The organism is Aquimarina hainanensis (assembly GCF_042684685.1).
Classification (GTDB): Bacteria; Bacteroidota; Bacteroidia; order Flavobacteriales; family Flavobacteriaceae; genus Aquimarina; species Aquimarina hainanensis.
Window position 1 is genome coordinate 1 of sequence record NZ_JBHULX010000004.1, and the last position, 17,752, is coordinate 17,752.

Consider the following 17,752-nt stretch of genomic DNA (forward strand, 5'->3'; position numbering starts at 1 on the left):
ATTATAGGTCTTTATTTTTAGTATACGTAATAATTTTAAGTATTTATTATTATTAATTATTATTTTGTGTTTTATAATAGATTTTACTTATTAATTATAACCTATTTTAATAAGATATAAACGTTTATTTTTTTTAAGTAAGGTATTTATATGTAAATAGAATTTAAATACAAATACAATATGTTTCTGATGATTTTTATTAAGTAGGCGTAAAAAAAATCCTGTTTCATAAGAAAACAGGATTTTGTATACACGTGGAACAATTTTATTATTCATTAGAAGAATCACCATTCTTTTTTTTGTTGATGATTCCTTTTTTAGCATTTTGTTTTTTTATTTCCTCTCCAATTTGATTTGAAGCAGTAAAAGATGCAATCATATTATTAAGCATATCACTACCGGCTTGTGGAGAATTAGGTAATAAAATTAAATTACTATTTGTTTCTTCTCCGATAGATTGCAATGTATCGTAATGTTGAGTTACTACTATAAGGGCAGAGGCTTCTTGAGAATTGATTCCGACATTGTTTAATACATCAACACTTTCTTCCAGACCTCTGGCAATTTCTCTTCTTTGATCAGCAATACCTTGTCCTTGTAATCTTTTACTTTCTGCTTCTGCTCTTGCTTTGGCTACAATTTTAATCCTTTCTGCTTCTGCTTCGTATTCAGCAGCTATTTTTTCTCTTTCTGCTGCATTAATTCTATTCATAGCCTCTTTTACTTGTAAGTCAGGATCGATATCAGTTACCAAGGTTTTAATTATATCATATCCATAATTAAGCATTGCTTCGTTTAATTCACTTTTTACAGCGATAGCAATATCATCTTTTCTTTCGAAAACATCATCTAATTTCATTTTAGGTACTTCGGCACGAACGACATCAAATACATAAGATGTAATCTGATCATGAGGATTCTCTAATCGATAGAATGCATCATATACTTTATTTTTAATTACTTGAAATTGTACTGAAATTTTTAAACGTACAAAAACATCATCTTTGGTTTTGGTTTCGACGATTACATCTAATTGTTGAATCTTTAAAGTTATCTTTCCTGCTATTCGATCAATTAATGGAATTTTGAAATGTAAACCAGAATTTCTGGTGCTTAAATATTTTCCAAATCTTTCTATGATTATAGCGGTTTGTTGCTTGACGGTGAATATTCCTGTGAAGAGTATAATGACTCCTAAAAATATTAAAAAGTAAAATAAGATTGATCCCATAGTTTTGTTTAATTATTAGATTAAAATTTACAAATTTTTAATTAGACACTTGTCAGTTTGATATATAAATTAGTAGGGGAGGGCTATATATTGGTATATATAAATATAGAATTGTTACAATAAAAAGAAAGCCATCAGTATTGATGGCTTCTTTATTAAGATAATACGGTTTGTAATTGTTGTATTCGTCGTACTGTTTCTTCTTTACCCAAAATAGAAATAATCTCGAAAACATCGGGTCCTTGTAGAGATCCAACCAGGGATAATCGAAGTGGCATCATGATTTTTCCAAATCCTATTTCAGAAGAAGTAATCCATTGCTTTATACTGGTAGTTACCGTTTCTGTATCAAATTGTTTGATATTATTTATTTCATTAATCAGAGAACTCATGAGACTATTAGTATCTTCTTTCCATGCTTTTTTAGATGCTTTAGGATCATAGTTTTTAGGAGCCTGGAAGTAAAATTCAGAAAGATTCCAAAGATCTGTACTAAAAGTAGCTCTTTCTTTTACACTTTGTACAATTCGTGAAAGATCTAAATTTGTAGTGATTTCATGATCTTCTAATTGATTTTTGAAATTAGAAGTTAAAACTTGAAGGCTCAGATTTTGTAAATGCTGTTGTTGAAACCATTTGGTTTTTTCAGGATCAAATTTTGCACCTGCTTTATTTACTTTCTTTAAATCAAATTGCTGAATTAATTCTTCTAATGAGAAAATTTCTTGTTCAGTACCAGGATTCCATCCAAGAAAAGCAAGCATGTTTACAACGGCTTCTGGTAAATAACCATCTTGTTTGTAACCAGAAGAAGTTTCACTATTTTTTGGATCAACCCATTCTAAAGGAAAAACAGGAAAACCTAATTTATCTCCATCTCGTTTGCTGAGTTTTCCTTTTCCTATTGGTTTTAGGATAAGAGGAAGATGAGCAAAGGTTGGAGCTTCCCATCCCAATGATTGATATAGCAATACATGCAAAGCAAGCGAAGGCAACCATTCTTCTCCGCGAATTACATGTGTTATTTCCATAAGATGATCATCAACAATATTGGCTAAATGATAAGTAGGCATTCCATCACTTTTGAACAAAATTTTATCATCTAGTGTTTTGGTTTGTATAGTGATACTTCCTCTTATTTCATCGTGTAGTGATAGTATTTCATCTGCAGGAGTTTTGAATCTGATAACATAAGGTTCTCCAGAAGCTAGTTTTTTATTTATTTGATCTTGTGTTAATGAAAGCGAATTTTGAAGATGTTCTCTATTTGACCAATTGTAAATAAAAGTTTTTTTCTCAGATTCATATTGTTTTCTCAATGTATCAAGATCCTCAGCTGTATCAAAAGCATAATAAGCTTTTCCTTCATTGATCAATTGATCAGCATATTGTTTATATAAGTGTTTTCTTTCACTTTGTCTGTATGGACCATATTTTCCTTCTTTACCAGGACCTTCATCAAATGGAATATTACACCAGTTTAATGATTCTGTAATATAATCTTCCGCTCCGGGAACATATCTTTTTTGATCTGTATCTTCTATACGAAGAATAAAAGTTCCATTATTTTGTTTAGCGAATAAATAATTAAATAAAGCAGTTCGTACACCACCAATGTGTAATGGACCTGTAGGACTAGGAGCAAATCGAACCCTAATATTTTTTGTCATGGTAATTAGTTTTGCCTTTTATAACAATTAAAATAGGATCAAAGATACAATGTAATTATTGTAATAAAATGGTTTCTTAATTATTCCATGTTTTTTTTATCTATAGGTTTCATAGAATTCGGTACATGTTTGTTCATTATATGAAACCATAAAGGAGGAATTAGTGCAATAAGCATACTGGTTGGATATCCATAAGGGAGTTGTGGACTACTATCGTGGTGTTCCAATACTTGATATTTTTTAGAAGTGCGATGATGGTGATCACTATGCCGGGTGATTTCATAAAGCATAATACGACCTAGTAAGTGATTCGAATTCCATGAATGGATTGGTAGTATTCGTTCATATCTACCATTTTTCTTTTTGATACGTACAAGAGCATAATGTTCTACATAATTGATAGTCTCTAAGAGTAGAATAGAAATAATTGCTGCAATAAATACCACAAGTATTCCAGAGATAGTATAGCGATGGTAAATGAAGAAGAGATATAAAGATTGAAGTAATAGATAACACAACATATCATTGTGTATGGATATAAATTTTTTTCCTTTTTGTCGAAGAAGTTTTTTTTGTATTTGCCAGGCACTGATGTATTGACCATAAATAGAGGAAAACCAAAATTGATATATAGGTTGATTGTATTGTGCAGTGACTGGATCTTCTTTGGTAGCGACCCTGTTGTGATGCCCGTAATTGTGTTCGATAAAAAAATGCATATATAGGGTAGGAAGGAGCAGAAGTTTTCCTAAATATTTTTCTGTTCCTTTTCTATGACCTAATTCATGACCTACATTAATGGCATTAGAACTTAATACAATTCCTAATGAAATGGTTAGTCCGATACTTTCTGAAAGGGATAGATTATTTTTCGATGCTTCCAATACAGAGAATAGAATGTATATGATCAGTGGGATATTAATCCATAATAAGATATCAAAAAAAGAATCTTTGCTGTAATCAATAGATCCTTTTTTCATAGAAGATTGTTCTTCTGAATGTGTAAATAATTCAAGAACTGGTATAAGAATGAAACTAAATATAGGTGTTATGTATACAAAATAAGAGAGTTTATGTATTCCAATAAGTAAGGTAGCAGGGACGATAAAGGTCGCGAGGTATTGAAATTTTTTCATCGTTATATAATTTGTGGAAGTGTATTTTAGGAAATATAAGGATTCTATTAAAAATAAAAATGGTAGTTTTAAAGGTTAAAGTGTATAGATAGCTAGTAGACATGAGTAATTTTGAAATTATAAAGAGTAAATTAGAAGCTTTTATTAGAAAATTTTATGTCAATGAATTAATAAAAGGAAGTATTTTATTCGTTTCGATTGGTGTATTATATCTGATCGTTACATTGTTGATTGAATATTTTTTGTGGTTGCCTTCTATTGGTAGAAGTCTATTGTTTTGGTTATTTATTCTTGTAGCTATAGGATTACTGGTTAAGTTTATAATCATACCATTATTCAGATTATTTAGACTTACCAAAGGACTGAATTTTTTGAATGCTTCAAAGATGATAGGGAATCATTTTCCGGAAGTAAATGATAAACTAATTAATTTATTACAATTAAATGATGATGGTAATAAATCAGATTTATTAGCAGCGAGTATAGAACAAAAATCTTTAGAGTTAAAACCAATTCCTTTTAAAGTAGCAGTTGATCTTAAGAAAAATGTGTCTTATGCTAAGTATTTATTGATTCCACTTGCTCTTTTTTTACTAGTATCTTTTTTTGGAGGAATTCATTGGTTTTCGGATAGCTATACTAGAGTTGTTAATTATCAAACTGCTTATGTACCTCCGGCACCTTTCGAATTTTTTGTAGTTAATGAGGAATTGAATGCTTTAGAAAATCATGATTATGTATTAAAAGTAAAAACTGTAGGAGATGTTATTCCAGAAAATGCTAGTATACAATTTAATGATGAAAGTTATTTTTTGAAAAGTATAAGCGCAGGTTCTTTTGAATATAAGTTTACAAAACCTAAGAACGATATCACTTTTAGTATAGAAGCAAATGGTATTCATTCTAAAAAATATAAACTACAAGTAGTTCCTGTTCCTGTGTTATTGAGTTTTGATATGGTATTAGATTACCCTTCATATACAAAAAAGAAAGACGAGGTTATTAAGAGTTCAGGTAGTGCAGTGATCCCAGAAGGGACGAATGTAACTTGGAAGATTAATACAAGAAATGTAGAAAAGGTAAACTTAAAAACAATAGATACTGTAATATCTTTTAAGCAAAATAGAGAACAATTTGAATATACATCAAGAGTGTTTAATAATCTTGACTATTTACTTTCTACCTCTAATGCTAATGTGAGTGATTATGATAATTTATCTTTTTTATTGAAAGTAATAAAAGATCAATATCCGGAGATTAAATTACAAGCAAAAAGAGATTCATTGGGTTCTGAGAAAATGTTTTTTAAAGGAACACTTAATGATGATTATGGATTGCATCAATTAAATTTAGTGTATTATAACACAAAGAAACCAGACAGTAAAAATCGTATACGGATTCCTATTTCTAAAAATGTATACGAGGAATTCATTTATGTATTTCCTTATAATATCGAACTTACGGATGGAATAGATTATGAGTTTTTCTTTGAGGTTTCCGATAACGATGTATTGCATGGATATAAGAAAACAAAGAGTAAAGTATTTAATTATCGTGCATTGACAGAAGATGAAAGGAAAAATAAAGTATTGCAAGAGCAGAACAAAGCGATTTCAGGATTAAATAAATCTTTAAAGGAATTCAAAAACCAGGAGAATGAATTAAAAGAGCTTAGTAAATTACAAAAAGAGAAGAAGAAATTAGACTTTAACGATCAGAAAAAATTAGAGAATTTTTTAGAAAGACAAAAGAAAGAGGAGGAACTGATGATGAATTTTTCTAAGAAATTAAAAGAAAGTTTAGAAAAACATACATCAAAAAAAGAAGAACCTTTTAAAGATGCTTTAAAAGAACGCTTGGAAAGAAATGAACAACGGTTAAAGAAGAATGAAGAGCTTATAAAAAAGATTAATGAGTTATCAGATAAAATAGATAAAGAAAAACTAACCGAAAAGTTAGAGGATCTTGCTAAGGAAAATAAGAATATAAAAAGAAATTTAGAACAATTATTAGAGCTTACAAAACGGTTTTACGTAAAAGAAAAACAGGAAAAGATAGCAGATGACCTACAGAAGTTAGCAGAGAAACAAGAAAAATTGGCTACTAAAAATGAAGATGAAAACACTAAAGAGAAACAGGAAGAAATAAATAAGGAATTTAATGAAATAGAAAAAGAGCTGAAAGATCTTAAAGAACAAAATGAAGATTTGAAAAAACCTATGGATGTGGGAGCAAATGAAAAGGATAAGCAAGATATAAAAGAACAACAAAAGCAAGCTTCTGACAATTTAGAAAAAGAGAAAACTTCTGATGCAAAGAAAAATCAAAAATCTGCTGCTCAAAAGATGAAAGAAATGAGTGATAAAATGAAGATGCAGATGAGTGCAAATGGAGAAATAGAGATGATGGAAGATGAAGAAATGTTGCGTCAGATTCTTGATAACCTCGTTGATTTTTCAATAGAGCAAGAAGATCTGATGAACGATTTTAAAAATATTAAAATTGATAATCCTATATATTCAAGTAATCTTAAATATCAGAGTGTTTTGAGAGAAAACTTTTTACATATAGATGATAGTATTTATGCCTTAGCTTTGAGAACACCTAAAATTACAGAAGATATAACCGATAAATTGACAGAGATAGAATATAATATAGAAAATGCCTTAAAGAAATTATCCGATAATCAATTATTTCCTGCAACTTCTAATCAGCAATACACAGTAAAAGGAGCTAATGATTTAGCATATCAATTAAGTAGAATTTTAGGACAAATGCAAAATGCTACACCTTCTAGTGGAAGTGGTAAAAGCGGAAAGAATGAATTTCAATTACCAGATATTATAAAGAAACAAGGAGAGCTGAATCAAAAGATGGAAGAAGGAATGAAAAAAGGGGAAAGCCAAGGAAAAGGAAGTAAAGGAGAAAAAGAAAATGGTGAAAAGAAAAATACAAGTAAAGAAGGTGAGAAGAAAGGAGAGAATGATAACGGCAAAAAGAAATGGAAAGGAAAGAAAGATGGTAATAATAATGAAGGAGGAAATGGAGATGAACAAAGAAACGAGCAATTGCAAAGAGAAGAATTAGATGGAGAATTGTTTGAAATTTATAAACAACAATTAGAGTTAAGAAATAAATTACAGGATAAGATTGAAGAGATCGGCTTAGGAAATAAGAAGTCTAAAAATTTGCTTAATAGAATGAAACAAGTAGAAAGGGATCTTTTAGACAAAGGTTTCGATAAAGAGACATTAAAGAGAATGGTAAACTTAAAACATGAACTGTTTAAATTAAAAGAAGCAAGTTTTCAGCAAGGAGAAGATTCTAAAAGACAAAGTGAAACAAACAAAAAAGAATTCGATCAAGATAATCCGAGTATATTAAACGATGCAAAACAATATTTTAATACTACTGAAATTTTAAACAGACAAGTATTACCTTTGCGGCAAAAATACAAAGGAAAAGTTCAGCAATATTTTAAAGAGAAGAATGATTAATTTTTATTACGAAACTAGATATAATCTAGAGAATGAAGAACGTTTGAAAGAATGGATTAAAGATGTGATAATATCAGAAGAAAAAAGTATTGGTGAAATATCTTATATTTTATGTAATGATGAATATCTATTAGATATTAATCAACGTTTTTTAGAACATGATACGTATACGGATATTATTAGTTTTGATAACTCTTTAGGAAATCAACTAAGTGGAGATATTTTTATATCTACAGAAAGGGTAGAAGAAAATGCTAAATTATTTAAAGTATCTAATGAAGAAGAGATGCGTCGGGTATTGATTCATGGGGTGTTACATTTCTGTGGATACAAAGATAAAACGACAAAAGAAGAAGAACTAATGAGAAAGAAAGAAGATGAAAAACTTAAAATGTTCCACGTGGAACGTTGAGTAAAACATACAGTATGTTCCACGTGGAACAAATAAAATAAATCAAAATTAAGTGTTCCACGTGGAACATGTAACGAATAAAAAAACAGATGTTCCACGTGGAACAGATTATATAAAGTTATGTTTGAAAGAGAATATGATGTTATTGTAGTAGGAGGAGGGCATGCAGGTAGTGAAGCTGCGGCAGCTGCTGCGAATATGGGATGCAAAACATTGTTGATCACAATGAATTTGCAGAACATTGCTCAGATGAGTTGTAATCCAGCAATGGGTGGAATTGCAAAAGGACAAATAGTAAGAGAGATTGATGCTTTGGGTGGATATAGTGGAATTGTGAGTGACCGAACGGCCATTCAATTCAAAATGTTGAATAAATCAAAAGGACCTGCAATGTGGAGTCCAAGAGTTCAAAGCGATCGTATGAGGTTTGCCGAAGAATGGAGAAATCTTTTGGAACAAACAGAAAATCTTGATTTTTATCAAGAAATGGTAGGAGGATTGGTGATAGAAGGAAATAAAATTAAGGGAGTAAAAACATCATTGGGTGTTGAGATTAAAAGTAAGTCTGTTGTTTTGACTAATGGAACTTTTTTAAATGGTTTAATACATATTGGAGAAAAACAATTTGGAGGAGGAAGAGCAGGTGAAAAAGCAGCTACAGGAATAACAGAAGAATTGGTAACTCTTGGTTTTGAATCTGGAAGAATGAAAACAGGAACACCACCTCGTGTAGATGGACGTTCTTTGGACTTTTCTAAAATGATAGAACAACCCGGAGATGAACAACCCGAAAAATTTAGTTATTCGAATATGACATCCCCTTTGAAAAAACAAAGGTCTTGTCATATGACGTATACATCTCCTTTAGTTCATGACTTATTAAGAGAAGGGTTCGATAGGTCTCCTATGTTTAATGGAAGAATAAAAAGTATAGGACCAAGATACTGTCCGTCGATAGAAGATAAAATTAATAGATTTGCAGATAAAGATCGTCATCAGATTTTTGTGGAACCGGAAGGATGGAATACAGTAGAAATGTATATTAATGGATTTTCTACCTCTTTACCAGAAGATGTTCAGTTTAAAGCACTACGTTCTGTAGAAGGTTTTGAAAAAGTAAAATTCTTTCGCCCTGGATATGCAATAGAATACGATTATTTTCCACCCACACAGTTAAAACATACACTTGAGACTAAAATTATAGACGGATTATATTTTGCGGGACAAATTAATGGTACTACAGGATATGAAGAAGCTGCTTCTCAAGGATTGATGGCTGGAGTTAATGCCGCATTACAAGTTAAAGAAAAGGAACCTTTTATTTTAAAAAGAAGCGAAGCTTATATTGGTGTACTGATAGATGATCTAATTACAAAAGGAACAGAAGAACCTTATAGAATGTTTACCTCTAGAGCAGAATATAGAACATTACTACGACAAGATAATGCTGATTTTAGATTAACACCAAAATCTTATGATATAGGATTAGCTACAGAGCAGCGATTAAAAAGAATGGAGAAAAAAGAAAAAGAATCTTCTAATCTTGTTTCCTTTTTTAAAGAAACAAGTATTTCTCCAAAAGAAGCAAATCCTGTATTAGAGAAAAAAGGATCTTCTCCGATGAGTCAAAGTGGTAAACTTTTTAAATTGTTTGCCAGACCACAAATTACTTTAGAGGATGTGATTACTTTTGAGAAAGTGAAAGAGTATATAAATGAAAATAATCTAGAACAAGAAATTTTAGAACAAGCAGAGATTCAGGTAAAATATGCGGGATATATTGAAAAAGAAAAAAATAATGCAGATAAATTGAATCGTTTAGAAGATGTTCGTATTCCAGAAAATTTTGATTATTCTAAGTTGAAGTCATTATCTTTTGAAGCGAGAGAAAAAATGTCGAAAATTAAACCTAGAACGGTATCTCAAGCATCGAGAATTAGTGGAGTCTCTCCTAATGATATTTCGGTATTATTAGTATATATGGGAAGGTAATAAAAGATGTTCCACGTGGAACTTGATACTAAAAACACAAAAAACTATTAAAAATGATAGTTTTTTGTGTTTTTAGCATTTAAAAAGGAGTTTTTTGTTCAAAAAAGTATTTTTTATTCGTTGTATATATCAATATATACAGTAATTTTTTACATAATGATGAGTAATATAGATAAAAATAGTTTTCATATCCGTTGTATAGATCATACCATAACAAAAGAGGAATTTGAATTACATTTTTATAAAAAATATGAAATATTAGAAACCAGACCCAAATCTTGTATAGAGGAATTGGATAAATATTATGAAAGTGAAGATTATATTTCTCATACCGATTCAAAACGATCTGTTTTTGAAAAAATATATCAGGTAGTAAAGAAATATGCTATTAATAAGAAAGTATCCCTTATTACTAGTTTACATAAGGGAACTGGAAACCTTTTGGATATAGGAGCAGGAACTGGGGATTTTTTATTCCATGCAAAGAAAAACTCTTGGAAGATAAGTGGAGTAGAGCCTAATGATAATGCACGAAAATTAGCAGCATCAAAAAACATAGATCTAGATACTAATACAAGTATATATAATGATCATAGTTTTGATGTAATAACAATGTGGCATGTTTTGGAACATGTACCGGATATAGAAAAACAAATAAAAGAATTAAAGCGATTGCTTACTCATACAGGTAAATTAGTAATCGCAGTACCGAATTTTAAATCATATGATGCACAATTTTATAAAGAGTTTTGGGCAGCATATGATGTTCCAAGACATTTATGGCATTTTTCAAAAAATGGAATAAAAAATATTTTTGAGGAACAGGCTTTTGTTTTGGAACAAATCTTACCTATGAAATTTGATGCATATTATGTTTCCCTTTTATCAGAGAAATATAAGAATCAAAAAATGAATTTTTTTAGAGCTTTTTGGATTGGTTTTCTTTCGAATATAAAAGGAAGACGTTCTCAGGAGTTTTCTTCCCATATATATGTGTTTTCTAAAAAGTAAATAACAATCTATGCAATGTTAGTGTTGTATGATTTTAGAATAAATAATCTATAATTAATATTTATACAAATAGTATTAATTATTGTTTTTTATTATATTATAATAATTTGATAGACAATCGCTATTACATCACATTAACTTTGATATTTTTGTGCTGAAATTAATCTTTATTAAAATGAAAAAGTGTATATGGATTGCAGCTGCTTTTCTTACGTTAGCATCATGTAATCAGCCAGCTGAGAAAACAGGATATGTAAATAACACAAAAGTAGTTTCTGATTACAAAGAAATGAAAGAAGCTCAGGATAAGTGGACAAAAAAGAATGATGAAGTAAGAGCTGAGCTAGAAGCTAAAGCAAAGCAATTTCAAACAGAAGTTCAAGGTTATCAAAACATAATGAAGTCTATGTCTGCTGCGAATAGACAAAAGAAAGAGCAGGAGCTGATGACAAAACAGCAACAACTTCAGCAAGAACAACAATTGAAGATGCAGGAAATTCAAAAAGGAAGTCAGGCAGAAATTGATTCTATTATCACCAAGGTAAAAGGTTTTATCAAGGAGTATGGAAAGAAGAATCAATACACCTACATTTATGGTGATACAGAAGGGGCTAATATTTTATATGCCAAAGAAGCATTAGATATTACAGACGATATCCTGAAAGAACTTAATGGAGAAGAGAAAACATCTGATTCTAAAGAATAAAATTGATTAAAACTTGACAGCCTCATTAAATAAAATTAATGAGGCTTTTTTTTATGATAAATAAATGACTTTTAGGTAGAAAAAAAATAATTTTTATACACTTAAATGAAAAAAAAGAGATTACTATATCGTTATTTTTTTTCAGTTTGTCGTATAAATTTGTCGTTTTTAGCTATTTGAAATTGAAAATTTGTGTAGATAAAAGCACTATTTTTATAGCACATCTAGATGTTCTTTAAAGAAAATTATTATAATTCATAGTCGATATTATAGGATAATTTTTCTTTTTTTTATCTATAACATACTGATTTACTTTTTTTTATGTATATTATAAAGCTTTAAAAGTAATTAGTTGTATAAAGAAATTAGTATAAATAAATAGAGTAGGAATATTATTACAAAAAAAAATTAAAATAAAGTTTGATATAAATAATTAATTTATAAATTTAGGACTTTACTAAAATTATATTAACAATATTATCAACAAGCGCCCCAAATCGCTGAAGTAATATTCCCTTCACCTTTTTAATAAGTGTGATGTTATGAAAAAAAAACTTAACCTGTCGTCCCTAGCATTCGTGCTACTATTTTGTATGTTATCATATAAAATGGTAGCTCAGACTATATCTAAACCTCAGTTTTATATTAATGATATTTCAAACACAGCAGAAATTGCCTGTGTTAATCAAAATACACCCAATCGATCTGCCGTTGCAGAATACAATGGTCCTTCAGGTTTTTTTGGTATTGGAACCAGTTTTATGCTGGAGTTATCTGATGCAGATGGTGTTTTTTCTGATACGACTACCACAGAATTAGCAAGCTTTACGGCTGAATTTCCTATTACACCAGCATTCAAATTAGACTTTGGTCCTTTTACAATTCCAATTGAATTAAGAGGTGAAAATTTTAGTTTACGTGTTAGAGCGGTAAAAACAGACAGTTCTGAATTTATAGGTGATATCAATACAAACATACCTATTTATTATTTCGATACTAGTGTAGGAGTAACTCTATCAGGGCCTAATCCAGATGCTAACAATGTTGCGATATGTCAGGGAGAGTCTGTTACATTGACTGCGCGTCCAGAAGGGTTTGCTGAATATATATGGAAATTTAATGGAAATATATTAGCAGGTGAAACAGGATCTACATTAGAAAATGTTACGCAAGAGGGAAATTATGAGGTACAGATTGATTTTGGTTCCTGTAATTTGCGTTATGATTTTAGTCGTGCAAGTATAGATGTTTTTTATTTAAATAAAACCACTGCCTTTATTGATACCGGAGGAATAACTCCTCCTTTGGAATTTTGTCCGCAACAGGTTAATAAACTATTGAGTTGTAATATTAAAGATGAAGCCTATACGTATCAATGGTTCTTAGACGGTGTTGCAATAGAAGGCGCAAATAGTTCTATTTATCTCTTGCCAGACAGCAATTTCGCAGGGAACTATACCGTACAAGTGGATGCTTCAGATCTTTGTACTGAAATATCAAACCCTGTAGAGGTTATTAATTTAGGTTCTGATATTTTGACGAGACCACCTCCGGAGATGATCCTGATGCCGACAGAAATAATAACACTCGCTATTACTACAAATGCACCTGACGGAAGTACCATTCAATGGTTTGAAAATGGAAATCCGATCACAGGTGCAACTGGTCTTTCTATAACGACCTCAAGTCCTGGTGTATATAGAGTAGATGTTACTACTAATGATGTTTGTAATAGTGTATTACAGTCAGAAACTGAAATTTTTATTCCTACAGACTTTAAACCTGTTATTGCATCAGTTATTGATTGTGATGCCAGTGTTGCTACAATTGCCTTAGAAAACTTATTCGGAATAACACCGGGAAATGTAGAGGTTCCGTTAACACCTGAGCAATATGATTTCTTCTCTTTTGAATGGTTTAAATCAGGTCAGACTACAGGAGAAACAGGAACTACTTATGCTGTAAATGGAATAGATGAAAATGACGTCTATACACTAGAAGTAAGTGTAAAATCAGGTGGATTTCAACCGGATGTATCTAATGAGCTTACTATAGAAATCCTAGAAGATTCAATCGAAATAACAGCTGATCCGGAAACAATCCCTTTTAATGGAAGTGTTACCCTTTCTGTACCACAAAATGCCAATTATATTTATGAATGGTTTAGAGTAGTGGATGGAGAAAATACAAGTATTGAAGGAGAAACAACAAATCAGTTAGTAGTACAGGAAGCAGGAGATTATTTTGTAAGAATAACTTCTGGAGAATGTGTATACGATACTCCTATAAAAGAAATAAGAAATGAAATAGCGTTATCAAGTTTTATCCCAAACGTGGTAACGATCGATGGAAATGGGGTTAATGATTCTTGGAATTTACCAGATGAATTAACGAACAGTCAAGAGGTAGAGATAACGATATATGATTCAAGAGGGAAAGTAGATCTACAGAAAACCAATTTTCAGAATGGAGATTGGCCAGAAAATTCTGGATCATCTGCTAAAGATGGAATATATTACTTTGTGATAACAAAAAACAATTCCGTAATACGAAAAGGTTCAATTACGGTAATGAGATAATCTATGATCAGAAAACTATTTTTGTTTGGTATGTTTTGCACAGTTTTCAATATAACGAAAGCACAGGAAGAGAGTACAAATTTTGGTGTACTTCCTTCGGATATACCTACCCATAATTTGGTAAAGTACAATCGTTTTTACTTTAACCCTACCTTTTCTTTAGTAAGAGAAAATAAGAAATCTATTAACGTTTACAATAAAGTTCAATGGGCTTCTTTCAATGATAATCCGCAGACTTTTTTGATAAACTATACTTCTAATTTTGATGAAAGAATGGGAGTAAGTATTGGTCTGCACCAACAAAACGAAGGAATTTACCGGTATTTTGGAGGGGTTGCTAATTATGCATATCGAGTAGAAATAGACAGAGACATGAATCTTACTTTTGGTATGAACCTAGGGTTTTCTCAAAGTGGTATAAAATCAAATATAGATGCGGCAACCATCGATGATGGCTTTACTCTTAATAATGGATTACAAGTAAACGATCCGCTCATTATTAATTATGAGAAGAGTTCGGTTTTCTTGTTATCACCGGGAATTAATTTTAATTACGATCAATTTGATGTAGGGGTTGCGGTAAGCAACCTTGTTGCGTATAATTTAACTTCTAGTGAATTAGCCACAGATAATATGACTATTTCAGGGCATGCGATGTATACGACTAGTCTTGAGAGAAGATCAGATAAAACAGTTAGAGCAATGGTATATGCCAGTATGCCATCAGAAGGAGATTTGAGATATGGAGCGAATGGAATTGTCGAATTACCAAAATTAGGGTGGGCTCAATTAGGATATAATAGTTTTTATGGAGCTTCGCTGGGAGTAGGAGCTAATATTTCGCCAAAAGTTTCTATTGGATATACCTATGAAACAGGCTTTGGGGACACTAGCAATTTTGGTGCAACTCATGAAGTGGGGTTAGCATATAACTTTAATGTAGATGATAGAAAAGGAAGAAGTAGAAAATCATCCTCTCAAAAAGCATATGAAGCTAGAGATTCAGAAATAAGAAGATTAAAGAAAGAAATATTACAGCAAAATAAGCTAATTCAGGAATTAAGAGAAAAGAATGGAGACTCTTTATCCGAAGCGCGTAGAGCTATGAGTAGGTTAGAAAGATCTATTCAGGAAGCCAAAGAGGAAGAAGCAAGACGAGCAAAAGAATTGGCAGAGCAAAGAAAAGAAGAAGTAGAATTGCTCAATAGAAGGTCACAACTGGAGAGAGAAATGACCGAACAGCAACGTGCAGAAGAAGAACGTTTACGATCCAGAAGTCGATTATCTGTTGATATGACAGCTGAGGAGCGAGCAGCGGAAGAGGAGCGATTAAGAGCAAGAAGAAAACTAACAGCAGAAATGACAGAGCAGGAAATTGCTGAAGAAGAAGAGCGATTGAGAGCGAGTCGAAAGCTAACTGCTGAAATGACAGAGCAAGAACGAGAAGAAGAGGAAAGAAGATTACGTGCAAGTAGAAAGCTAACAGCAGAAATGACAGAAATTGAAATTGCTGAACAAAAAGCTAAGGAAGAAGAAGAAAATTTATCAGAAGAAGAGAAAGAAGTAATTAAAGAAATAGAAAAAGAAGAAGCTGCCAGAGAAGCAATTGCAGCAAAACAACAAGCGGAAGAAGATGCTAGAATAGAAAGAGAAAAAGAAGAAGCAGAGGCTACTAAGAAAAAAGAAGAAGAAGCAAAAGCTGAAGCTGCTCGTGTGGCTGAAGCTACTAAAAAGCAAGAAGAGGCTGCAAAAGCTGCTGCGGAGGAAGAAGAACGCCTAAGAGCACAGCGTAAATTAGAAATGGAGATGCAGGAACAGCAGCTTCAGGAAGAGAAAGAAGAAGAAGAACGTCTAAGAGCTAAGCGTCAGCTAGAAATGGAAATGCGAGAGCAAGAGCTTCAGGAGGAAAAGGCAGCAGAAGAGGAACGATTAAGAGCAAAACGTCAATTAGAGATGGAAATGCGAGAGCAAGAGCTTCAAGAAGAGAAGGCGGCAGAAGAGGAGCGATTACGTCAGGAAGCAGAGGCAGCTCGATTAGCAGAAGAGGAGCGATTACGTCAGGAAGCAGAAGCAGCTCGATTAGCAGAAGAGGAGCGATTACGTCAGGAAGCAGAGGCAGCTCGATTAGCAGAAGAGGAGCGATTGCGTCAGGAAGCAGAAGCAGCCCGATTAGCAGAAGAGGAGCGATTACGTCAGGAAGCAGAGGCAGCCCGATTAGCAGAAGAGGAGCGATTACGTCAGGAAGCAGAGGCAGCCCGATTAGCGGAAGAGGAGCGATTACGTCAGGAAGCGGAAGCAGCTCGACTAGCAGAAGAGGAGCGATTACGTCAGGAAGCGGAAGAAAAAGCAGCAGAAGAGGAGCGATTGAGAGCGCAACGACAACTGGAAATGGAAATGCGTGAGCAACAGCGATTGGAAGAGGAAGCAAGACAAAAAGCAGCAGAAGAAGAACGTTTAAGAGCACAACGACAGTTGGAGATGGAAATGCGCGAACAAAGAAGATTAGAAGAAGAAGCGAAGCAAAAAGCAGAAGAGGAGCGATTACGTCAGGAAGCAGAAGCAGCTCGATTAGCGGAAGAAGAACGAAAAAGACAGGAAGAAAAAGAACCTGAGAATATTCAGGATATCCAAAAAGAATTAGATAACAGTAGTCGTATTACTGATAAGTTAATTGCGAGTAGAGACTCATTACTAACTTCTGGATTAAATGTAGACAAACGTGAATTTAATAAACTTCTGGAATCTCTTGTTAATATGAACCAGGATGCAGATGAAGTAAGAAAAGAAAGAAATCCAATTAGTTCTAAGCGATTAGTTGCTAAAAATAGATTTGTAAAATTTGCTGAAACTTCCAGACCGGAAGCGAGAATCGCTACAAAATACATTGCAGGATATCCAGAAGGATACTACCTGATCGGAAATGTATTTAAAGGAGGAGAATATGCAGAACGATTTAAGTCAGCATTACAAAACGATTTAGGATTTAATAATACACAAGTGATTGTAAATCCAGAAAATGATTTCCAATATGTAGCAATTGAATCATATCGAAGTAAAGATGAAGCGATAGAAAAATACATGAGCAGTATTGATAACAGGTATTTAGGAGATATGTGGATTCTGAATATTGCTAGAAATAGAGTAGAATCATTTAAGCGATTATTACAAGAAACAAGAATTATAAAGGCTACCGTAAAAGAAGATAATGTATTAACAGAAAATTTATCCTTTATCGGAGGTCATAATATAGAAAATGGATATTATTTAATAACAAACATTTTTAAACGAGAAAATTATTTCGAACAAGGAATGGCTAAGTTAAGAAGTCAGGGATTAGAGCCTCAGCACTTTAGAAACCCTAAAGATAATTACATCTATGTGTATCTTAAGAGGTTTGATTCTCTTGACGAAGCTAAACAAAGCTTATTCTCTAATGTCGATAATACATATGACGGTGAACTATATATTTTAAAAGTACAATAGTAGCTTAACTAACACACAAAAAATGAAATTCAACC

10 protein-coding genes are annotated in these 17,752 nt (G+C 31.9%); 7 read left to right on the forward strand and 3 right to left on the reverse strand.

The features are described 5' to 3' along the window. Positions 1–268 precede the first annotated feature (268 nt). The 3 genes from ACFSTE_RS05465 to ACFSTE_RS05475 all read right to left on the reverse strand — a co-directional run bounded on the left by ACFSTE_RS05465 (position 269) and on the right by ACFSTE_RS05475 (position 4,037). The gene (locus ACFSTE_RS05465) at positions 269–1,231 is read right to left on the reverse strand and encodes an SPFH domain-containing protein (RefSeq protein WP_176028183.1); all 963 of its coding nucleotides are present in this window, start codon (positions 1,229–1,231) and stop codon (positions 269–271) included. A gap of 155 nt (positions 1,232–1,386) precedes the next feature. After that, positions 1,387–2,901: a glutamate--tRNA ligase gene (gene gltX / locus ACFSTE_RS05470; protein WP_378257793.1), complete on the reverse strand. Its 1,515-nt coding sequence runs from the start codon at positions 2,899–2,901 to the stop codon at positions 1,387–1,389. An 80-nt stretch (positions 2,902–2,981) separates the two neighbouring features. Next, positions 2,982–4,037 carry an alkane 1-monooxygenase gene (locus ACFSTE_RS05475; RefSeq protein ID WP_378257791.1) on the reverse strand — a complete coding sequence of 352 codons (1,056 nt, stop codon included), beginning with the start codon at positions 4,035–4,037 and terminating at the stop codon, positions 2,982–2,984. Between the two features lie 101 nt (positions 4,038–4,138). Here ACFSTE_RS05475 and ACFSTE_RS05480 point away from each other — a divergent pair, with 101 nt between their 5' ends. From ACFSTE_RS05480 to ACFSTE_RS05510, 7 genes are all read left to right on the forward strand, one after another. Next, the gene (locus ACFSTE_RS05480) at positions 4,139–7,534 is read left to right on the forward strand and encodes a hypothetical protein (RefSeq protein ID WP_378257790.1); all 3,396 of its coding nucleotides are present in this window, start codon (positions 4,139–4,141) and stop codon (positions 7,532–7,534) included. After that, positions 7,527–7,946 carry an rRNA maturation RNase YbeY gene (gene ybeY / locus ACFSTE_RS05485; RefSeq protein WP_176028187.1) on the forward strand — a complete coding sequence of 140 codons (420 nt, stop codon included), beginning with the start codon at positions 7,527–7,529 and terminating at the stop codon, positions 7,944–7,946. Before ACFSTE_RS05480 ends, ybeY begins: the two co-directional genes overlap by 8 nt. 120 nt (positions 7,947–8,066) lie before the next feature. Next, on the forward strand, positions 8,067–9,938 hold the full coding sequence (gene mnmG / locus ACFSTE_RS05490; protein WP_378257787.1) for a tRNA uridine-5-carboxymethylaminomethyl(34) synthesis enzyme MnmG: 1,872 nt from the start codon (positions 8,067–8,069) through the stop codon (positions 9,936–9,938). Positions 9,939–10,094: 156 nt separating this feature from the next. Then, positions 10,095–10,949 carry a class I SAM-dependent methyltransferase gene (locus ACFSTE_RS05495; protein WP_378257785.1) on the forward strand — a complete coding sequence of 285 codons (855 nt, stop codon included), beginning with the start codon at positions 10,095–10,097 and terminating at the stop codon, positions 10,947–10,949. A 175-nt stretch (positions 10,950–11,124) separates the two neighbouring features. Continuing rightward, on the forward strand, positions 11,125–11,655 hold the full coding sequence (locus ACFSTE_RS05500; RefSeq protein WP_176028189.1) for an OmpH family outer membrane protein: 531 nt from the start codon (positions 11,125–11,127) through the stop codon (positions 11,653–11,655). A 542-nt stretch (positions 11,656–12,197) separates the two neighbouring features. Next, the gene (locus tag ACFSTE_RS05505) at positions 12,198–14,234 is read left to right on the forward strand and encodes a T9SS type B sorting domain-containing protein (protein WP_378257783.1); all 2,037 of its coding nucleotides are present in this window, start codon (positions 12,198–12,200) and stop codon (positions 14,232–14,234) included. Between the two features lie 30 nt (positions 14,235–14,264). Beyond that, positions 14,265–17,717: a PorP/SprF family type IX secretion system membrane protein gene (locus tag ACFSTE_RS05510; protein ID WP_378298025.1), complete on the forward strand. Its 3,453-nt coding sequence runs from the start codon at positions 14,265–14,267 to the stop codon at positions 17,715–17,717. The last annotated feature ends 35 nt before the right edge of the window (positions 17,718–17,752 follow it).

Coding starts and splice junctions, on each gene's coding strand:
- ACFSTE_RS05465 (WP_176028183.1), bottom strand. CDS start 1,231: ATGGGATCAATCTTATTTTACTTTTTAATATTTTTAGGAGTCATTATA.
- gltX (WP_378257793.1), bottom strand. CDS start 2,901: ATGACAAAAAATATTAGGGTTCGATTTGCTCCTAGTCCTACAGGTCCA.
- ACFSTE_RS05475 (WP_378257791.1), bottom strand. CDS start 4,037: ATGAAAAAATTTCAATACCTCGCGACCTTTATCGTCCCTGCTACCTTA.
- ACFSTE_RS05480 (WP_378257790.1), top strand. CDS start 4,139: ATGAGTAATTTTGAAATTATAAAGAGTAAATTAGAAGCTTTTATTAGA.
- ybeY (WP_176028187.1), top strand. CDS start 7,527: ATGATTAATTTTTATTACGAAACTAGATATAATCTAGAGAATGAAGAA.
- mnmG (WP_378257787.1), top strand. CDS start 8,067: ATGTTTGAAAGAGAATATGATGTTATTGTAGTAGGAGGAGGGCATGCA.
- ACFSTE_RS05495 (WP_378257785.1), top strand. CDS start 10,095: ATGATGAGTAATATAGATAAAAATAGTTTTCATATCCGTTGTATAGAT.
- ACFSTE_RS05500 (WP_176028189.1), top strand. CDS start 11,125: ATGAAAAAGTGTATATGGATTGCAGCTGCTTTTCTTACGTTAGCATCA.
- ACFSTE_RS05505 (WP_378257783.1), top strand. CDS start 12,198: ATGAAAAAAAAACTTAACCTGTCGTCCCTAGCATTCGTGCTACTATTT.
- ACFSTE_RS05510 (WP_378298025.1), top strand. CDS start 14,265: ATGTTTTGCACAGTTTTCAATATAACGAAAGCACAGGAAGAGAGTACA.